Annotated in this window: 13 protein-coding genes, 8 tRNA genes, 1 riboswitch and 1 other annotated feature; of the genes, 5 read left to right on the plus strand and 16 right to left on the minus strand. The window is 36.2% G+C overall.

Annotated features, from left to right (window positions below; all coding sequences use genetic code 11):
- Nucleotides 1–25: 25 nt before the first annotated feature.
- Nucleotides 26–1,426 carry a dipeptidase PepV gene (pepV, locus tag B9Y54_RS00285; RefSeq protein ID WP_085558473.1) on the minus strand — a complete coding sequence of 467 codons (1,401 nt, stop codon included), beginning with the start codon at nucleotides 1,424–1,426 and terminating at the stop codon, nucleotides 26–28.
- A 162-nt stretch (nucleotides 1,427–1,588) separates the two neighbouring features.
- On the opposite strand from pepV, the gene B9Y54_RS00290 reads away from it, so the two are divergent.
- Nucleotides 1,589–2,416, plus strand: coding sequence for an NAD(P)H-hydrate dehydratase (locus B9Y54_RS00290; protein WP_085558474.1), 828 nt, complete (start codon nucleotides 1,589–1,591; stop codon nucleotides 2,414–2,416).
- Between the two features lie 37 nt (nucleotides 2,417–2,453).
- Here the strand turns inward: B9Y54_RS00290 and B9Y54_RS00295 are convergent, their stop codons facing one another.
- The 5 genes from B9Y54_RS00295 to B9Y54_RS00315 all read right to left on the minus strand — a co-directional run bounded on the left by B9Y54_RS00295 (nucleotide 2,454) and on the right by B9Y54_RS00315 (nucleotide 11,665).
- Nucleotides 2,454–3,179, minus strand: a complete 726-nt coding sequence (locus B9Y54_RS00295; RefSeq protein WP_085558475.1) for a pseudouridine synthase — start codon at nucleotides 3,177–3,179, stop codon at nucleotides 2,454–2,456.
- Between the two features lie 80 nt (nucleotides 3,180–3,259).
- Nucleotides 3,260–4,927 (minus strand): putative polysaccharide biosynthesis protein, encoded by a 1,668-nt coding sequence (locus tag B9Y54_RS00300; protein WP_085558476.1) that lies wholly within the window; start codon nucleotides 4,925–4,927, stop codon nucleotides 3,260–3,262.
- Between the two features lie 198 nt (nucleotides 4,928–5,125).
- Nucleotides 5,126–7,543 carry a leucine--tRNA ligase gene (gene leuS / locus B9Y54_RS00305; protein WP_085558477.1) on the minus strand — a complete coding sequence of 806 codons (2,418 nt, stop codon included), beginning with the start codon at nucleotides 7,541–7,543 and terminating at the stop codon, nucleotides 5,126–5,128.
- Nucleotides 7,544–7,618: 75 nt separating this feature from the next.
- Nucleotides 7,619–7,843, minus strand: a binding site (T-box leader).
- Nucleotides 7,844–8,034: 191 nt separating this feature from the next.
- Nucleotides 8,035–8,172 (minus strand): hypothetical protein, encoded by a 138-nt coding sequence (locus B9Y54_RS12595; protein WP_234987760.1) that lies wholly within the window; start codon nucleotides 8,170–8,172, stop codon nucleotides 8,035–8,037.
- A gap of 166 nt (nucleotides 8,173–8,338) precedes the next feature.
- Nucleotides 8,339–11,665 (minus strand): LysM peptidoglycan-binding domain-containing protein, encoded by a 3,327-nt coding sequence (locus B9Y54_RS00315; protein ID WP_085558478.1) that lies wholly within the window; start codon nucleotides 11,663–11,665, stop codon nucleotides 8,339–8,341.
- Nucleotides 11,666–11,997: 332 nt separating this feature from the next.
- On the opposite strand from B9Y54_RS00315, the gene B9Y54_RS00320 reads away from it, so the two are divergent.
- The 3 genes from B9Y54_RS00320 (at nucleotide 11,998) to mnmM (ending at nucleotide 14,923) form a co-directional block, all read left to right on the plus strand.
- Entirely contained in the window at nucleotides 11,998–13,407 is a 1,410-nt protein-coding gene (locus B9Y54_RS00320; protein WP_085558479.1) for an ISLre2 family transposase, read from the plus strand.
- Between the two features lie 471 nt (nucleotides 13,408–13,878).
- A complete protein-coding gene (locus tag B9Y54_RS00325; protein ID WP_085558480.1) occupies nucleotides 13,879–14,310 on the plus strand; it encodes a phosphatase PAP2 family protein in 432 nt (143 codons plus the stop codon).
- Nucleotides 14,311–14,359: 49 nt separating this feature from the next.
- A complete protein-coding gene (mnmM, locus tag B9Y54_RS00330; RefSeq protein WP_085558481.1) occupies nucleotides 14,360–14,923 on the plus strand; it encodes a tRNA 5-(aminomethyl)-2-thiouridylate-methyltransferase MnmM in 564 nt (187 codons plus the stop codon).
- A gap of 53 nt (nucleotides 14,924–14,976) precedes the next feature.
- Here the strand turns inward: mnmM and B9Y54_RS00335 are convergent, their stop codons facing one another.
- Complete coding sequence (locus B9Y54_RS00335; RefSeq protein ID WP_085558482.1) at nucleotides 14,977–16,452, minus strand: MDR family MFS transporter; 1,476 nt, start codon at nucleotides 16,450–16,452, stop codon at nucleotides 14,977–14,979.
- 114 nt (nucleotides 16,453–16,566) lie between these two features.
- Nucleotides 16,567–17,754: a methionine adenosyltransferase gene (gene metK / locus B9Y54_RS00340; protein WP_085558483.1), complete on the minus strand. Its 1,188-nt coding sequence runs from the start codon at nucleotides 17,752–17,754 to the stop codon at nucleotides 16,567–16,569.
- A riboswitch (SMK box riboswitch) is annotated at nucleotides 17,752–17,843 on the minus strand. (Overlaps the previous gene by 3 nt.)
- 128 nt (nucleotides 17,844–17,971) lie before the next feature.
- Between metK and B9Y54_RS00345 the strand changes: the two genes are divergently transcribed.
- Nucleotides 17,972–18,778, plus strand: a complete 807-nt coding sequence (locus B9Y54_RS00345; RefSeq protein ID WP_085558484.1) for a hypothetical protein — start codon at nucleotides 17,972–17,974, stop codon at nucleotides 18,776–18,778.
- A 70-nt stretch (nucleotides 18,779–18,848) separates the two neighbouring features.
- On the opposite strand, the gene B9Y54_RS00350 is transcribed toward B9Y54_RS00345, so the two are convergent.
- The 8 genes from B9Y54_RS00350 to B9Y54_RS00385 all read right to left on the minus strand — a co-directional run bounded on the left by B9Y54_RS00350 (nucleotide 18,849) and on the right by B9Y54_RS00385 (nucleotide 19,620).
- Nucleotides 18,849–18,920, minus strand: a tRNA-Glu gene (locus B9Y54_RS00350).
- Nucleotides 18,921–18,937: 17 nt separating this feature from the next.
- Nucleotides 18,938–19,011: transfer RNA gene (locus B9Y54_RS00355), tRNA-Ile, on the minus strand.
- A gap of 10 nt (nucleotides 19,012–19,021) precedes the next feature.
- Nucleotides 19,022–19,092 (minus strand) — tRNA-Gly (locus tag B9Y54_RS00360).
- 6 nt (nucleotides 19,093–19,098) lie between these two features.
- Nucleotides 19,099–19,171, minus strand: a tRNA-Phe gene (locus B9Y54_RS00365).
- 14 nt (nucleotides 19,172–19,185) lie between these two features.
- A tRNA-Asp gene (locus B9Y54_RS00370) sits at nucleotides 19,186–19,258 on the minus strand.
- Nucleotides 19,259–19,296: 38 nt separating this feature from the next.
- Nucleotides 19,297–19,369: transfer RNA gene (locus B9Y54_RS00375), tRNA-Met, on the minus strand.
- 67 nt (nucleotides 19,370–19,436) lie between these two features.
- A tRNA-Met gene (locus tag B9Y54_RS00380) sits at nucleotides 19,437–19,509 on the minus strand.
- A 21-nt stretch (nucleotides 19,510–19,530) separates the two neighbouring features.
- Nucleotides 19,531–19,620, minus strand: a tRNA-Ser gene (locus B9Y54_RS00385).

Below are 19,620 nucleotides of genomic sequence, written 5' to 3' on the forward strand. Positions count from 1 at the left end.
GTTCCTTCTCTTTTTCATTCTCTCTTTATTTGATTAATTCATAAATAGCTTCTGCATAAATGCTCATTGCATTTGTTAAATCATCAACCACCATGAATTCATTAGCTTGGTGCATGGTATCAATACTATCAGGGAACATCGCGCCATAAGCAACACCACGTTCAAACAAACGACCATAAGTGCCTCCACCAATGGTTTGTTCTTTTGCTTCTAGTCCTGTTTGTCTTGCATAGACGTCTAACAATGTTTTAACCAATGGATCTTCAGGTGAAACATAATGTGGTGTTTGGGCTTTTCCACGTCCTAAAGTAACGCCATAGTGACCCAACTTTTTATCTAATTCAATCTCAATTCCTTCGATACTAACCCCTTTAGGGAAACGGAAGTTCAAGGCAATCATGCCTCCACTTTCAGGTGTGAAAGTAAAAATCCCAGGATTCATTGTTACATCACCCATCACATCATCCACATAGTTCAAGCCTAATTTCTCTGCTCTTGAATCTTCATGTAAGAATTCTGCCGTCATTTCAAGATACGATTTAGCGTCGCCACCAAATGAGTAGTCATTTAAAAACGTCGCTAGATACGTTGCCGCATTGACTCCGCCACGAGGCTCCATTGCATGGGCTGCTTTTCCGTTAAGTTCAATCGTCACTTTATCGCCTTCAACAGATACCGTCCCTGTGACAGATTTATTCTCAACGAAATCATAAAAGTCTTTTTCGATTTTTTCTGCTTCTTGACTATTAAATACTGCTGTTGCATCTTGAGGAACCATATTTTCACGCAAACCTGCATCAAAACTGATTAACTCATTTTTGCCACCTTTGTTGTTACCTTTAGTATTCACATGCATGGTTAAGATACCTTTTTCTCCATTAATGATTGGAAATTGAGCATCTGGCGAGAAACCAAATTCAGGTTTTTCTTCTACTTCAAAATAACGGTCCATACACATCCAACCGCTCTCTTCATCTGTTCCAATAATGAAACGAACACGTTTAGAAACAGGCAAACCTAAATCTTTAATAATTTTTAAAGCATAATACGCTGCTACTCCTGGTCCTTTATCATCACTTGAACCACGTGCATAGATACGGCCATCTTTTATAACAGGTTCGAAAGGATTCGTATCCCAGCCTGAGCCAACCGGCACAACGTCAACGTGTGCTAATACTCCAAGAGTTTCGTCACCTGAACCATACTCGATATGTCCAGCTAGGTTGTCGATATTTTTAGTAATAAAGCCATCGCGTTCTCCTAGTGAAAGAAAAGCTTCTAAAGCTTCTTTAGGACCAGGTCCAACGGGTGCTTCACTTGTTGCTTTGCTGTCATTGCGAACACTATCAATTTTTAACAATGAAACTAAATCTGTCAAAAACTCATCTTTACGAGCGGATACTTCTTTTTTCCAGTCTATAACCATGTACTCAACACTCCCATCTTTTTATTAACACCTTTATCATATCATTTTTCATCGTACTTACCAATGTTCCACCAGTTTTTTATTATTTCGTTCATCTTTCAAAAGTGATTTTCTGACGCGTTGCCTTTATACTTAATGAAACGATTTATAAGGAGGATAAAGATGAAGAAATTAGATAAAGCGACTGTTCAGTCTATTGTACCTAAACGTAAAAATACGAGCTACAAAGGAGACTATGGAAAAGTATTACTAATTGGCGGCAACGAATCAATGGGCGGAGCCATTATTCTAACCGCTTTAGCTGCTGTTTATAGTGGCGCTGGATTGGTCACGGTTGCTACAGCTAAGAGGAACCATATTTCTTTACACGCACAACTTCCAGAAGCTATGGTGATCGACTGGGACGACTACCGACAACTCGAAAATCAACTAAAAGAAGCTACCGTCATTGCTATCGGACCTGGAATGGGAACTTCGGATCATTCTCTTCATTTGCTTTGTTTTATTTTAGCTGAAATCACTAAAGAACAACGGGTTCTCATCGACGGTTCTGCTATTACTCTAATGGCTAAACATGACCTAGCTGTTCCGAATGATCAGACGATTTTCACTCCTCATCTAGGAGAATGGGAGCGACTAAGCGGATTGGAACCTGCAAAACAAAACCCTATTCTAAATCAAGTCAAACAAAAGCAATTACACGCAACCATCGTTTTGAAACAGCATCGAACAGAAATTTATTTTGAAGAAGACAGTTGGCAAAATCAAGGTGGCAATCCTGCAATGGCGACTGGTGGTATGGGCGATACTTTAGCTGGTATAGTGGCTAGTTTAATTGCTCAGCTACCAGATTTGAAATCAGGCGTATTAGCTGGCGTTTTTTTGCATAGCTATATTGGTGATCAGCTAGCCCAAAAGCAATACGTTGTCTTACCCTCCCAACTAATTAAACAGCTACCTGTTACCTTAAAAGACTTTTCTATTATCTAGTACAAAATAAAGAAGGCTAGATAATTATCCGCCTTCTTTATTTTGTGAATTCTTTTAATTGAGCTAGTTCATCAGCCGTTAAAGCTCGATAATGACCAATCTTTAAAGAGTTGTCTAACTCTAGCGGTCCCATCGACAGCCGTTTTAAATACTGAACTTTTCGATCGACCGCTTCAAACATCCGTTTGACTTGATGAAATTTACCTTCATGAATGATGACTTGAATATTAGCTGTTTGCGCAACTAAATCTGTTGAGAGTACTGTCAGTTTAGCAGGACGGCACCTAAATCCATCTTCTAATGTAATGCTTTTTTCAAAAGCTTCAATTTCTTTTTCACCAATCAACCCTTCAATTATAGCTTCGTAACATTTATCGACTTCTTTTCTAGGCGAAAGCAATTCATGAGCTAGTGCGCCATCGTTCGTTAGCAATAGCAATCCCTCAGTATCTTTATCTAAGCGCCCAACTGGAAAAGGATTAGACAATCGATCTTGTGGTTTTAATAATTCAATAACGGTTTTATGCAGATTATCTTCTGTTGCACTAATAACACCTTGTGGTTTATGCAGCATAAAATAGTAAAACTCTTGGTAATCAACTCTCTCTCCTGCAACATGAATCTTGTCTGTTTCGGGTTGAATATGAATCTTTCCGTCTTTTACTATCAACTCATTTACAGTAATTTTTTTACTTTTCAGTAATTCTTTAACCGATTTACGTGTCCCGTAACCAGTATGTGCTAAAAATTTATCTAAGCGCATCTCTTTTATTTCACTCCTTCCTATTAAAAGAACTAGCTGACTATGTTTTCCATATGCCCGCTAGTCTTCGTTACTCATTTTTATTTTATCTTTAATTTTGTTCTCAACCTTTGAACTCTGCTACCCAATAAGCGATCGGCTAAACGTGTTTTTAACGACGCGTAAAAATAAAAGATGCCACCTAGAGAAGAGGATATTGTCATATTGATTAACGCACCAAATCGATCTGTCGGTGCAAAGAAGATAGCTATCCCTTTTTGAGCAATAAAAACAATCAATGCCATCCCTGTTGTGATTAACACCATGAGTAATAGACGTCTCAATAAAAAGTTAATATTTAATTTAGTCATCTTATACATAGCCCATAACATTAAAAGGACCGTTACACCAAATCCTATTATATTGGATACTAACATACCGTATGTGCCAAGAATCGATAAAGCCGGGTATTGAACAGCTAATTTCACAACTAATCCAATGCCCATCGCGCTTAAAGCTGGCTTTGTTTGATCGGCTGCTTGAAGCGTCGAACCTAATAGAACAAATAACCCAAGAAAAATACTCATGAAAGAAGATAACTGTAGAATTCCCGTACCAAATGCGCTATACCCATAAAATACGGTATACAATGATTTTGAAATAACTGCCATTCCTATTGCTGCTGGCAACATAATAAAGAAAAAAAGTTGAATACTATCACTTAACTGTCTTCTCACATCTTTCATTTTCTTTTTTGCTAGTAAGTCAGCAATCAGTGGAACAGAGGTAATAGCCATTGAGCCCGCTAACGAAATAACGATCATAATCAATTTATTTGCGTTGCCCGCTGCAATGGCATAACTATTTTCTATTTGTTTCGCTGTCAACTCTGATACAGTCTTCATAATAGGTGCAAAGGTAAATTGATCAATGATTTGGAACAAAGTAATACCTGATCCAATAATAATAAATGGAATAGCAGTCTTAATAATTGATTTAAAGATCTCATTTGTTGATATCTTAATATTATTTTTACTATGAGCTAAATTATAATCTAATTCTGGCTTCTTTTTTCGAATGATAGTTAATAAATAGACGATACTGAATAAGGCACCAACAAACGCACCAAATGTTGAGGCGGTTACAGCATCAACAATTTCGCCATTAAATACGATTCGAATCAGATAAACAGCCGCCAACATAAAGATGACCCGAGCTAATTGTTCAATAAATTGCGAAATAGCTGAAGGTGCCATCGTGTGATGACCTTGAATAAATCCTCTAGTTACACTCATACAAGGAATAATCAGTAATGCCCAACTTAATGAACGAATAACCTGTGTTCCGTCACTTAACGATGCTGTTGGACTGTTTGCAGCAATAAATGGAGCAATGACATACATCAATGCTGCTGCTGCAACTCCTGTGACAGCCATTACTTGCAACCCTTTTTTGTAAATATCTTGACTGATTTTATACTCCCCTAATGCATTATAATACGATACTTGCTTTGCAATTGCTGAAGGTACACCGGCCGTTGCAATATTTAAGAATAGTGCGTACGGAGTATACCCAATCGTGTACAGTGCGTTAGCAGAATTGGCTACTTCTTGATTTCCCATCCATGCCATCCAAGGAATAATATACAATGCGCCTAACAGACGGGATAAAATACTGCCTCCGGTCATCCAAGCAGATCCACTGACCATTTTCTCTCTTGAACTTTTTTCGCTGACTAGCCCTTTTTCTTCAACTTTATCCTTTGACATTTCTTATACCCTACTCTCATCCTTTTATGTACTAATGTCTATTCTACTTCTTTACGAATTTGGTTGCAATCTCTTTACTGAGACACTTGTGTAATTTTATGAAATCTTACGTTTAGTTTTAGGTATTCTCAAGATAGCAAAAGAACTAAAACGACAAGACTCTACTGTCTCACCATTTTAGTCCTCTATTTCTCGATTTTAGTTTGCTACAATATTAACCAATCTTCCAGGAACAACAATCACTTTTCGAATCGTTTTACCTGCTAATGATTCTTTCATTTTTTCATTATTCAAAGCTAAATCTTCTAATTCTTGTTTTGTTATTTCTTTTGGCGCTTTAGCTTTAGCTTTTAATTTACCATTTAATTGAAAAACGACTTCAATTTCGTCTTGTGTTAGGAATGATTCTTCGTAACTTGGCCATACTACATAAGAAATACCTTCGTCCTTAGTATTGAGCATAGACCATAGCTCTTCGCCTAAGTGAGGTGCGATTGGCGCTAGCAACTGAACAAACCCTTTTACGTAATCGACTGGTAAAGCTTTCGCTTTGTAAGCTTCGTTTACAAAAATCATCAATTGTGAAATAGCCGTGTTAAAACGCAGCTGTTCAAAATCTTCTGTTACTTTTTTTACTGTTTGATGGTAAACAAGATCTAACGAACCATCATTGATAGTCGTAATGCGATCGCGTAATTTGCCTTCTTCATCAACCAATAAGCGCCAAACGCGATCTAAGAACTTACGGCTACCCTCTAATCCATTTTCATCCCAAGCAATTGATGCATCTAATGGACCCATAAACATTTCATACATCCGTAACGTATCTGCACCAAATTTTTCGACAACTTCATCAGGATTGACAACATTGCCTTTTGATTTAGACATCTTCTCATTATTTTCTCCAAGAATCATTCCTTGATTAAATAATTTTTGGAAAGGTTCTTTTGTCGGTACAACTCCAATATCATATAAAAATTTATACCAGAAACGGGCATACAATAGATGCAATACAGCATGTTCTGCTCCACCAATATAAATATCGACAGGCAACCATTCCTTCAGTTTTTCAGGATCAGCTAGCATATCAGGATTTCCAGGATCGATAAAACGTAAGAAATACCATGAACTGCCTGCCCATTGTGGCATCGTATTTGTATCGCGACGACCTTTCATACCAGTAATAGGATTGACTACATTTACCCATTCTTTAATATTTGCTAATGGTGACTCGCCTGTTCCACTAGGTTTTATGTGTTCTGTTTTTGGTAACAATAATGGCAACTCTTCATCAGGCAGAGTAGTAGATGTTCCATCTTCCCAATGAATAACTGGAATAGGTTCTCCCCAATAGCGTTGACGAGCAAACAACCAATCACGCAAACGGTATGTTGTTTCTGGGTGACCTACTTTATTTTCTTCCAACCAGTTATTCATTTTAGTGATACTTGTTTCTTTATCTAATCCATTTAAGAAATCGGAGTTAATGTGTAACCCATCTTCTAAAAAGGCTTCTTCTGCAATATCTCCGCCTTCAAGAACTGGGGTAATCGTTAAATCAAATGTTTTCGCAAAATCATAGTCACGTTGATCGTGCGCAGGCACAGCCATAATAGCTCCCGTACCATAAGAAGCCAGAACATAATCCGCAATCCAAATAGGCATTTTCTCGCTATTTACTGGATTAATTGCATAAGCTCCCGTAAAGACACCGGTTTTATCCTTATTTAAATCTGTTCTTTCTAAATCACTTTTAAGGCTAACTTTTTTAAGGTAAGCTTCAACGGTCTCTTTTTGTTCTGAAGTAGTAATATTACCTACCAACTCTTTTTCTGGTGCTAAAACACAATAAGTAGCTCCAAATAGTGTATCTGGACGTGTTGTGAAGACCGTAAATTCTTGATCTGAATCTTGAACAGAAAATTTAACAGTAGCTCCAACAGACTTGCCTATCCAATTGCGCTGCATCTCTTTAATACTTTCAGGCCAATCGACTAATTCTAAATCATCTAATAAACGTTCTGCGTATGCCGTAATTTTTAACATCCATTGTTTCATTGGTTTACGAAAAACCGGATACCCGCCACGTTCGCTTTTGCCATCAATCACTTCTTCATTTGCTAAAACAGTTCCTAATTCTGGACACCAGTTAACCGCTACTTCTGCTTCATAAGCTAAGCCCTTTTCATATAATTTAGTAAAAATCCATTGAGTCCATTTATAGTAATCAGGATCCGTTGTATTAATCTCGCGTTCCCAATCATAACTAAAGCCTAATGAATTGATTTGACGTCTGAACGTTTCAATATTTTTCGCCGTAAATTCAGCAGGATCATTTCCCGTATCTAAAGCATATTGTTCTGCTGGTAGTCCAAAAGCATCCCAGCCCATGGGATGTAAAACATTGTATCCTTGTGCACGTTTCACCCGTGAAAGAATATCTGTTGCTGTATATCCTTCAGGGTGACCAACGTGTAATCCTTGACCAGACGGATAAGGAAACATATCTAACGCATAAAACTTTTCTTTTTCTGTATCTTCTGTTGTTTTGAACGTATTTTGTTCTTTCCAGTGGTGTTGCCACTTTTTCTCAATTTTCTTATGACTAAAACTCATAACTTTTATCCCTCTTTCTCTTTTTGTCTATAAAATTAAAAATCGCCCTATGAGTCCAGATATTTACTCTGTTACTCATAGGACGATTGGATCAGTCGATAATCGTGGTACCACCTAAATTTTCTACACATTATCGTATAGACTCTTCTTACCTTTAACGCAGGCGTTACGACTTTACTTACTGTTCATTTCAGTAAAGCTACATCCAAGGTGAGTTCGATAATGTTCTTTATGCATTTCCACCATCCATGCACTCTCTATAAAAGAAGGATTTCTACTATTCCTTTTCTTTATATTTAACTATTTACCTTATTCTATCAAATAAAGACCCCGTGAGCAAGAAGAAAAAAACAGGATTTTTAATTACACGTAGACATTATCTTATTAAATAATTAAGCAATAAATTAAATTTGTGAAAACAAGTAACTAAGCTCTATTTCGTCCTGATAAACCATACAACTAGACTTTAAAGCTAGAACTCCAAAGTCTTTTTAAATAGATTGTTTTCTTAATTTAATTATTTCATCAGAGACGAATTGTACTTCAGTTCCAACAATAGCTTTAATGTTATAGACTGAAACTTTATTAATTTCAGCAACGCCTACAGATTTAATTTTTTTCGTCAACAAGTGACATATCTTAAACTTCCAGTTTTAAACGTGTTGTCCAGTTGTCGATAGACACAACGTTAGCGTCTCCGCCTAATATACCAATTTATATTTAAAAAAAGAAATAAAAAAGGGCAAACTTTAGATTTCTCTAAGTTTAACCCTTTTACTAGCAAATCATTTGTTTTTATTTAATTAAAATGGACTGACCAACAAAAATAATATCTGTTTTCAAATAATTCCACTCTTTTAATTTTGTTACTGGAATATTTATTTTTTTTGAAATAGCCCATAATGTGTCACCAGGTAAAACACGATATATTTTTGTTGCATTTTCTTTTATAGGCACATTTTGTGTTACAGATTGAAATATTAACTTTTGGCCTATATAGATAACATCGGATTTCAACTTATTCCATGATTTTAAGTTTGCTACCGATACCTTATTACTCGCTGCAATACCCCATAATGAGTCACCATTTTTAACTTGGTAACTTGACGTTACTGTTGTATTTGAGTCTGTTTGACCAGAGTCAGGTTTGTTTACTCCTGGTGTTGGTGTCGTAACTGTCTCTTTAATGAGTAGCTTTTGGCCTATAGAGATAACATCAGATTTCAAATTGTTCCATGATTTTAAATTTGCTACCGATACCTTATTGCTCGCCGCAATACCCCATAATGAGTCACCATTTTTAACTTGGTAACTTGACGTTACTGTTGTATTTGAGTCTGTTTGACCAGAGTCAGGTTTGTTTACTCCTGGTGTTGGTGTCGTAACTGTCTCTTTAATGAGTAGCTTTTGATCTATATAGATAACATCAGATTTCAAATTATTCCATGATTTTAAATTTACTACCGATACCTTATTGCTCGCCGCAATACCCCATAATGAGTCACCATTTTTAACTTGGTAACTTGACGTTACTGTTGTATTTGAGTCTGTTTGACCAGAGTCAGGTTTGTTTACTCCTGGTGTTGGTGTCGTAACTGTCTCTTTAATGAGTAGCTTTTGACCTATAGAGATAACATCAGATTTCAAATTATTCCATGATTTTAAATTTGCTACCGATACCTTATTACTCACTGCAATACCCCATAATGAGTCACCATTTTTAACTTGGTAACTTGACGTTACTGTTGTATTTGAGTCTGTTTGACCAGAGTCAGAAGGGTTGCCTTCTGGTGTTGGTGTCGTAACTGTCTCTTTAATGAGTAGCTTTTGATCTATATAGATAACATCAGATTTCAAATTATTCCATGATTTTAAATTTACTACCGATACCTTATTGCTCGCCGCAATACCCCATAATGAGTCACCATTTTTAACTTGGTAACTTGACGTTACTGTTGTGTTTGAATCTGTTTGACCAGAGTTAGAAGGGTTGCCTTCTGGTGTTGGTGTCGTAACTGTCTCTTTAATGAGTAGCCTTTGACCTATATAGATAACATCAGATTTCAAATTATTCCATGATTTTAAATTTGCTACTGATACCTTATTACTCACTGCAATACCCCATAATGAGTCACCATTTTTAACTTGGTAACTTGACGTTACTGTTGTATTTGAGTCTGTTTGACCAGAGTCAGAAGGGTTGCCTTCTGGTGTTGGTGTCGTAACTGTCTCTTTAATGAGTAGCTTTTGATCTATATAGATAACATCAGATTTCAAATTATTCCATGATTTTAAATTTGCTACCGATACCTTATTACTCACTGCAATACCCCATAATGAGTCACCATTTTTAACTTGGTAATTTGACGTTACTGTTGTATTTGAGTCTGTTTGACCAGAGTCAGAAGGGTTGCCTTCTGGTGTTGGTGTCGGCATAGTAGTTGGTTTATCAGATGTATTTCCACCTGTGTATCCTTTATCAAATCTAGTTAAATTATTATCCTTAATAATTCTATTTAATTTTGAAGCATAGCTTGGATCTGTTGCATATCTTCCTTGCAGCCAGGCTGTAGCATCACTATAGCTACTTGTATTACCTATCCATGCACCAGAATAAAAATTAGAATCCCAATTGGTTCCTTTTTTTAATAGATTTGCATTATCTTGTAATGATTCAGAATGAGAGGGATACTTTTTAAAGTTTTGTGGAAGACGAATCCAGCCACCTTTGACACTATATTCGTCAGTATACATTGTGACTGTTTGGCCTTGGTAGCTTCCCTTAATACCAAATAAATTATGATTCGGTGCTGTTGCTAGCTTGCTACTACCGTACCCACTTTCCAGTGCTGCTTGAGCAACCATTACTGAAGCATAAAGATTGTTTTTAGGTGCTACTTCTGCTGCGTAAGCTCCAATAAAGTTTACAAATTCTTTATTGGACATTTTTTCAATACCTTTGTTGGAATTTATTACTTCGTTCGATTTTTTCACAATTTCAGCACCTGATTTATTTACAGCTAAAGCATCGCCTGGATGAATTAAATTTGAAGAAAGATTATTCCACCCCTTTAGTTCAGCTAAAGAAATCCTATGTGCTTTTGAAATTTCATTTAATGTATCTCCTGATTTAACAATATATATTTTAGCTAAATCTGCTTTCCCTGCTTTTTTAGTTGCTACTCTCTTCGCTGCAGCTTGATCAGCTCTAGATTTTTCTGCAGCTACTCTCTCCGCTGCGGCTTGATCAGCTCTAGATTTTTCTGCAGCTACTCTCTCCGCTGCGGCTTGATCAGCTCTAGATTTTTCTGCAGCTACTCTCTCCGCTGCGGCTTGATCAGCTCTAGATTTTTCTGCAGCTACTCTCTCCGCTGCGGCTTGATCAGCTCTAGATTTTTCTGCAGCTACTCTCTCCGCTGCAGCTTGATCAGCTCTAGATTTTTCTGCAGCTACTCTCTCCGCTGCAGCTTGATCAGCTGTATATTTCTCTGCAGCTACTCTCTCCGCTACAGCTTGATCGACTGTAAATTTCTCTGCAGCTAATCTCTCTGCTGCAGCTTGATCGACTGTAAATTTCTCTGCAGCTAATCTCTCTGCTGCAGCTTGATCGACTACTGCAGTACCTCTATTCAAATTGTTTTCTATACCTGATTTATATGTACTAGTAATTTCTTCTCCATCATTTACAGATAAGCCATTTGTTCTTTCAACCGCAAACATCTTATTACTTAATTCTTCAATTTCATCAATCGTTAGCTCTTCAAAGTTAATTTTTTTAAATTTTTCTTCACCTAAAAAAAGTTTTAGATCTTTGATTTTTTGATCTCTTTCATTTTTTGCATCTTCTGAGAGATCTTGTGTAATTTCTATTTTAATTTCTTCGTATATTTTTATTGTTTTCTCTGAAACTTCATTAAAATTATCCAGTTTTTCCTTGTTAGAATTTTCTGAAGCGTCAGTGGTAGCTACTACTGAAAAAGAAGGAAACGTTAATAAACCAATTAACAAGGTCGTACTGAAAACTGCCGTTCCTCTTTTATACATCATATGTGACTGAGTGAATTGAGTGATAGTTCTCTTATTAGTAATAGCATCTATTCTTTCTTTTCTAGTTTTATCCAATACTATACCTCCTATTTTAGATAAATTCCACAATAAAATAACTGTAGTGTTTATTGAAATACTCTTAACTTTTACTATTTACTTTATTATAGCGCTCTATACACGCATTTCATAGGTGGACTTTGATTGTGACAACCATTTTAATATACGACACACAATTGTAATGATAACATACCTTTAAATTAACTCTCTTTTTAACCCGCTATCCAGCTTTCTGTACGTGTAAAATAGTTCTCGAGAGGATATTATCTTTTTACTAGCAAAAATAAAGAAGGCGTTCTATCATAAATGTATGCTTACGCGGCAAATACATAAATGGAAGAGGCCTTCTTATGGATAACATTATATCAAAATTATACGAAATAATAAAGGAATCAAGCGATTTAATTGCTACAGAAGAATCTATTCAGCTTTATATGTATGAAGTATTTACGGAATTATTAGGAGATATATTTATACACGTAAACCAAACGATTAAGGAACAAAAGCAACAAGAAGGATGGAAAGTAAAGCGAGAAGATTGGAAAACAGTCCAATTTATTTTTGGGCCTGTCCGTTACCGTCGTACTTTAATGGCAGATCAAGAGAATCAAAATCATTATCCATTAGATGAGTGGTTGGGGATTCGAAAATACCAACGTCATAGTCCGCTCGTAGAAGTCAAAGTAGCAGAGTTAGCCAGTAAGTGTACCTATCGGGACACCGCTGAAACACTGAAAGAATGGACAGCAGTAGCGATGAGCCATCAAACAGTAGGCAGCCTCCTTAAACGAGTGGGAGAAGCACAAGCGCGTGAAGACGAAGAAATGGTGATTGAGCTAGAAGAGTCAGCAGCGTTACCAGGAGGAAAAAAAGTCGATTATTTCTATGCCGAAGCAGATGGTGTATTTGTCCGTGGGACAACAAAGAAAAAAAGTTTAGAGGTTCATCATGCACTTGTTTATGAAGGCTGGCAGAAAAATGGAAAGAGAGTCTCCTTGAAGGAGCCTAAAGCCATTATGACGACTAAAAAGACGGCTGGTTTTTGGGCAGAAGTACAAGCTTTTACAGCGACTCATTACGCGTTACAACACGCTCAAATCATTACCAATAGCGATGGTGGACCAGGCTATACCGCAGATAAATTCCAAGAAACTTTTTCGCAGTCGAATTATCCCGTGTTGAATCAATTAGACGCTTATCACATCTTTCAAGGCCTGAACCGTGCTTTTGGTGTACAAAGTAATCTCTTTAAACAGAACATTCATCAAGCGCTTAAAAAACATGATTTAGAGGCCCTAACGATCTGGTTGGACACTTATGAAAGTACCTTAGAAGAAACACAAGCAGTAGAAAAACTGGCTAGTTTTCGAACTTATCTTTTAAGAAATTGGGATCGGATTTTTGATTGGCGAGAAAAAGTAGAACAAGTACCGAAGGATGCCAGAGGTTTAGGCGCAATGGAATCGAATCAACGCCATATTTCTTTTCGGATGAAAAAACGTGGAATGCATTGGAGCGAAGTCGGTTGTGAAGCCATGGTGAAAGTGAAACAAGGGATCTTAAATCAAACGTTACGTGAAGCATATCTTCACCAGCAAACTAGAAGTACAAGACAACAACGTAAGGTGAAACAAACCGTTCGTGTATCGTCTTTAATGCATCAAAAGACGCGTCAGTCAGTTGGGGCAAAGAAAGGAACGATTCCGTTGTATGCCCCTCATTCTTCAGCAATGGGGCAGTTAATTAAAAGTTTTCGATAATTCCTGTCTGTTTGGGGAAGGGTCCATTTTTTTGGAACGTTCTCCAAACAGATGGGCCAGCAAACGGCAAAGCCGTGCGGTAGCAGATAGGTGTACAAAAGTAGAACGCCAAACTAGCCTAGTAATAGGACGACCGAGAAAAACTTGACACAAACCAGCTTTCTTATTCAATTGTCTAGCTTGAAAATTTATGGTAAAATAAGCTATTATTCACAATTATTATTATCAAAATAATAAAATTACTTTTAGAAAGTGTGAAACGATGCAAAAAAAATCTACTAACTATCAACCTGCTTTTCTTATTAGTTTATTGTTTTTCCTACTTTTTGTACTGTTGCCTTTGGCGTTCAGTCAAATTCTAATTGGGTAACTTGGTTTGATCAGTTTATTACTCATTCAATTCTATCTAATGCCTCAGAAAAAAATACTGCTTTCTTTGTCTTCATTACTGAGTTTGGCGGAGTACCAATTATGGCAATTTTAGTTTTATTGTTTAGCTTTTTTCTTATTTGGAAGTCTAAAAAAACAAATTTAGCTATTTGGTATATTTTACAATCTATTTTAGGAGCTGGCGCTTTAAACGTACTGGTAAAACTTATTTTCCAGCGTGAACGGCCTGCTATCGAACATTTAATTATGCAAGGAGGATTTAGTTTTCCAAGTGGACATGCTATGGGTTCAATGATTTGTTATGGAGGGTTCGCTTTCTTAATCTTTCATCTTTACAAAAAAAGTACGTTATCTTTTATTGCTCTAATCGCTGCTGTTTTGCTTATCTTATTAATTGGCTTAAGTAGAATTTACGTTGGTGTACACTTTCCTTCTGATATTATAGGAGGCTATTTATTAGGTGCTTCATGGTTAGCACTACTGATTGCTCTATTTTCAAAATTCATAAAGTAGGAGTAATTTATTATAATGAATTCTACTAACTGATAAGGAGATTTAAATGATGATTGAAAATGCACTTCGCTACAGTCATACTCTTTTAAAAAATACGATTATCAATGGCGATACCGTTATTGATGCTACTGTTGGAAATGGCGGGGATACTATTTTGTTAGCTAAATTAGTTGGCGAAACTGGTCATGTTTTTGGTTTTGACATTCAAACTCAAGCTATTAAGACAACGAAAGAAAAATTAATGCTAACTAGTCTTTTAGAGCAAGTTTCTCTTTACAATGAAGGTCATGAAAATCTAAATCATTTTATACCAGAAAACACTGAAATTGCTGCTGCTGTTTTTAACTTAGGCTATTTGCCTAAAGGAGACAAGAAAATTATAACCAAAGGTGAAACAACTATCCAAGCAGTAGAACTAATTTTACCTCGTCTGAGAAAAGGTGGCTTACTGTTATTAACGGTCTACTCTGGCCATCCAGGTGGAGAACTAGAAAAGTCAGCAATTGTAGATTTTACTAAGGATTTAACCCAAGATTCATATACTGTTTTATACTACGGTTTTATTAACCAAAAGAATGCTCCACCTTTTTTAATTGCTATTGAAAAAAAATAAAAAAAGTTTGTACATTAAAAGATTTTTAAATCTTAATGTACAAGCTTTTTATTTTAGTAGATATTTATTCTTTTATCAAATTGATTGATAACCAGAGCTAGTGCTACAGTAATAAACCCATAGAAGAAAACATCATGAACACCTACATATAGAATATTTCTCAGGATAGGTAATAAATCAGGGTCTAGATTGATAGCTGTTAATGGATTAATTAATTCATTCATCATCTTGCTTTCTACACCTGCTGATTGTTGGATAATCAGTTGTTCTGCCATTCGTTTATTCAAGATAATCCCATAAATTGAAATCATAATCGTTTGTCCTAAAATTCGAAATAAGGTATTAACGGATGTAGCAACGCCAATTTGATTTTTAGGTACAATATTTTGGATTGTTACGGTTGTCGTCGTGATGGCAAGACTCATACCCAAACCAATTAATGCTGTCACCAATAAGAAAACATAAAAAGGTGTAGCTAGTGGTAACTGAGTAATAATTAATGCACTAATACTAATAATAACTAGACTACTTGTCAGAATTGTTTTAACGGGTTGTTTAAACATTAACTGTCCTGCAATGAATGAGCCTAACACCCACGTAAAAGACATAGGTGTGATAGCAAATCCTCCCAATGCTGCTTTCAAACCTTTCAAACCTTGCATCCACATTGGAATATAAACATCTACACCAATTAAAAAACCACTAACTAAGGCTGCTACTAAATTTTGGATGACAAAGGTTCGGTTACTAAATAAACTCAACGGTAAAATAGGATCGACTGCTCGTTTTTCTACATAAATAAAGGCAATAAAACTTAGAACAGCAAAAACAAACCAGATTAATAAAGAGAACTCAAATACACCTTTATCTCCAATAACTTGTATACCATAAAGCGCAAATAATAGTGTGCCTGTTAAAGTCAGACTACCTAAATAATCGATTGCTTTTCTTTCATAAGAAAAATCTTCATGTAAAAATAGAGCTACTAAAATAATAGTTATAATACCGATTGGGACATTGATATAGAAAATCCAGTGCCAGCTTAAAATATCTACTATAAACCCACCCAATAAAGGTCCGAAAATGCCAGCTATTCCCCATGCTGCTCCATTAAAGCCCATGATTTTTGCTCGTTTTTCCAAAGGATAAATATCAGCGATAATCGTAGATGTTACCGGCATGATAGCTCCCGCACCAATTCCTTGAATCGCTCTAAAGAGAATAAGTTGGCTCATTGATTGTGAGAGACCACATAAAGATGAACCAATAACGAAAATAAGTAATCCAATAATTAATATTGGTTTTCTTCCAATCATATCCGATAACTTACCATATATTGGCGTCATAATAGCGTTTGTTAATAAGTAAATAGAAAATACCCAGTTCATAATAGCGATTCCTTCAAGGCTTCCTATAATAGTAGGCATAGCCGTCGATACAATCGTACCTTCAACAGCAGTCATAAAGGTTGCTACAAAAATAGCTAGTGTTACAATTTTTACATTTGTTTGTTTTTTATTTCTTTCCATATCTTTCTCCAATTCGTTATCAATTTATGTAACCTATATCATTTAACATATAATAAATACAAAACGCATACGATACCTCTATCTTATAAAGGTATCGTATGCGATCATTTACTATTAAGCTAAGAATTTTTTCAAATCATCTATCTTGTCTGTTTTCTCCCAAGGTAAATCGATATCTGTTCTTCCAAAGTGACCGTATGCTGCTGTTTGCTTGTAAATCGGTCTTTGGAGATCTAGCATCTTGATAATTCCAGCAGGACGTAAATCAAAATTAACTCTTACAGCTGCAATCAATTGGCTCTCAGGTACTTTACTTGTTCCAAAAGTGTCAATAGCAATAGAGACTGGTTGAGCTACTCCAATAGCATAAGCTAATTGGACTTCACATTTACTAGCCAAGTTAGCTGCCACAATATTTTTGGCAATATAACGAGCAGCGTAGCTAGCAGAGCGGTCTACTTTCGTTGGATCTTTTCCAGAAAAAGCTCCACCACCATGACGAGCATACCCACCATACGTATCAACAATAATCTTACGACCGGTTAATCCAGAATCCCCTTGAGGTCCTCCAATAACAAATCGTCCTGTAGGATTGATAAAGTATTTAGTATCTGCATCTAATAATTCAGTTGGTATAACTGCTTCAATAACTAATTTTATGATATCCTCTTTTAATGTTTCAATCGTTGTATCTGGATGATGTTGTGTACTTACAACAACCGTATCCACCCGTAGTGGTTTACCGTTTTCATCATATTCAACCGTTACTTGAGATTTAGCATCTGGTCTTAAATAGTTAAGCGTCTTGTCCTTTCTCAATTCTGCCAATCGTTTAACTAAACGATGACTTAACGAAATAGGTAAAGGCATTAACTCAGGTGTCTCATCAATTGCAAAACCAAACATTAACCCTTGGTCTCCTGCACCAATTTGATCAAGAGCATCATCATTCATTTCTTTGTACTCAACAGAATCATTCACTCCTTGAGCTATATCAGCTGATTGTTCATCGATTGCAACAATAACTGCACAAGTATCTGCGTCAAAACCAAATTTAGCTCTGGTATACCCTATTCCTCTAATTGTTTCACGCACTACTTTTTGAATATCTACATAAGTAGAAGTAGATATCTCTCCCACAACTAGTACTAAGCCTGTCGTAACAGTTGTTTCACACGCAACTCGTGCATCTGGATCTTTAGCAATAATATCATCTAAAATAGCGTCACTAATTTGATCAGCCATCTTATCTGGATGTCCTTCTGATACAGACTCAGATGTAAACAATTTTCTTTCTGTCATTCTTTGTTCCCCCTTTGATAGTTTCGGTTACAAGGCTTCTCCGCTCTTCTTACAAAGCAGATCCTCTCGGGAATCCATTTGCAAACCTTATACATTTTAACATACTTCCTGGTGGTTAGCTAAATAAATATTTTAAATGATAGCCTATCTTTATACTGTGCTCTTGCTTTATTTTTGGTAAGATAGAGGTAGCACATTCAGCGAAAGGGGTCTTACAATGCACCAATCTTTACCAACAAAAATAAAAGCTTTTTTTTTCCACCCACTTTTCCTTATTTTCATTAGTCCCTTAGCTTATATTTTAATTGGAACTATTTATGCAGCACAGCTTTCAACTGTAAATTCATTACTAGTTATCGGACTTTATCTTTTTATTCTAATGAATCAATTTTTAGAAAAAATCATTGCAACTGAATTTCAAAAAGAGAACAAAAAAATAAAAGCTTCTTTATTAATTATTGAAGCTATCAATCTACTAATCATTAGTTCTCTAACTTTATCTTCTCACCTTTTAATTGGATTACTACTAGTGTTCTACAGTATCCTTATCCAAGGACAGATTTATTTTAAAGAAAATGATTTGAAGTGGCTACTGATTAGCATGAAAGCTATTTTTAAAGGTGGTATTCTAACCTATATTAGTTTCTTTATTCAATTATTTTTTATTCCTAATACTATCTTTTTATGGAGCGTTCCTTCAATTCTATTAGCTTTAATAATAGAATTAACTGATCACACGATTAAAGCAAAACAACCAGAATCACTAAAGAAAAATCGCCTCCTAGCTCTGAGCTTACTCATTTTTTTGTATATAAGTAGTATTTTTATTTTATCGCTATCTTTTAGTTACTTTTCTCTCTTATTGCTAATAAGTTTGCCCACCGCATGGAACTTACTTTCTCTTTATCGAGCATCAGCTCGTACAAAATCCTTTTCAATAAAGCTCAAGCAACTAAACCTATTTGCTATTATCTTTTTGTTTCTATTTGCTTTAGTTATTAGTACTAAAACTTTCCTACAATAATAACTCCTATTAAAAAAAAAGAAAAATCAAGCCCCTTCTACTTGGACTTGATTTTTCTTTTATTCTATTATGACCCGTACGGGATTCGAACCCGTGATACCGCCGTGAAAGGGCGGTGTCTTAACCACTTGACCAACGGGCCTTTTAACTAGATAATAATGGGCCTAAATGGACTCGAACCATCGACCTCACGCTTATCAGGCGTGCGCTCTAACCAGCTGAGCTATAGGCCCATAAAAAAAAAGCGGGTGACGAGAATCGAACTCGCATCAACAGCTTGGAAGGCTGTGGTTTTACCACTAAACTACACCCGCAAAAAATGGCCCGGGACAGAATCGAACTGCCGACACCTTGAGCTTCAATCAAGTGCTCTACCAACTGAGCTACCGGGCCATATATTTAATTAACGGTCTCGACGGGAATCGAACCCGCGATCTTCTGCGTGACAGGCAGACATGTTAACCCCTACACCACGAGACCATTTTTAATATAATATCATATTGGTATTATGATATTTATTGCGGGGACAGGACTTGAACCTGTGACCTTCGGATTATGAGCCCGACGAGCTGCCAACTGCTCCACCCCGCGATAATAATAAGTAAAAAATTTCTAACAAAGCTAAACTTTTCTCTCTTAAAAAATAGAGTGAAAGTAATTGCGGGGACAGGACTTGAACCTGTGACCTTCGGGTTATGAGCCCGACGAGCTGCCAACTGCTCCACCCCGCGATAATATTAAATTTGTAACTAAGGAGGATAAGAGATTCGAACTCTTGCGTGCTTTTACACACCTGACGGTTTTCAAGACCGTTCCCTTCAGCCAGACTTGGGTAATCCTCC

The sequence above is a fragment of the Carnobacterium iners genome, assembly GCF_900177385.1.
GTDB lineage: Bacteria > Bacillota > Bacilli > Lactobacillales > Carnobacteriaceae > Carnobacterium_A > Carnobacterium_A iners.

Bases quoted from the DNA above. Each gene is read 5' to 3' on its own strand.
- B9Y54_RS00300 (WP_085558476.1), bottom strand. From the start codon at position 4,927: ATGTCAAAGGATAAAGTTGAAGAAAAAGGGCTAGTCAGCGAAAAAAGT.
- B9Y54_RS00295 (WP_085558475.1), bottom strand. From the start codon at position 3,179: ATGCGCTTAGATAAATTTTTAGCACATACTGGTTACGGGACACGTAAA.
- leuS (WP_085558477.1), bottom strand. From the start codon at position 7,543: ATGAGTTTTAGTCATAAGAAAATTGAGAAAAAGTGGCAACACCACTGG.
- metK (WP_085558483.1), bottom strand. From the start codon at position 17,754: ATGACAGAAAGAAAATTGTTTACATCTGAGTCTGTATCAGAAGGACAT.
- B9Y54_RS00320 (WP_085558479.1), top strand. From the start codon at position 11,998: ATGGATAACATTATATCAAAATTATACGAAATAATAAAGGAATCAAGC.
- B9Y54_RS00345 (WP_085558484.1), top strand. From the start codon at position 17,972: ATGCACCAATCTTTACCAACAAAAATAAAAGCTTTTTTTTTCCACCCA.
- pepV (WP_085558473.1), bottom strand. From the start codon at position 1,426: ATGGTTATAGACTGGAAAAAAGAAGTATCCGCTCGTAAAGATGAGTTT.
- B9Y54_RS00290 (WP_085558474.1), top strand. From the start codon at position 1,589: ATGAAGAAATTAGATAAAGCGACTGTTCAGTCTATTGTACCTAAACGT.
- B9Y54_RS00335 (WP_085558482.1), bottom strand. From the start codon at position 16,452: ATGGAAAGAAATAAAAAACAAACAAATGTAAAAATTGTAACACTAGCT.
- mnmM (WP_085558481.1), top strand. From the start codon at position 14,360: ATGATTGAAAATGCACTTCGCTACAGTCATACTCTTTTAAAAAATACG.
- B9Y54_RS00325 (WP_085558480.1), top strand. From the start codon at position 13,879: ATGGCAATTTTAGTTTTATTGTTTAGCTTTTTTCTTATTTGGAAGTCT.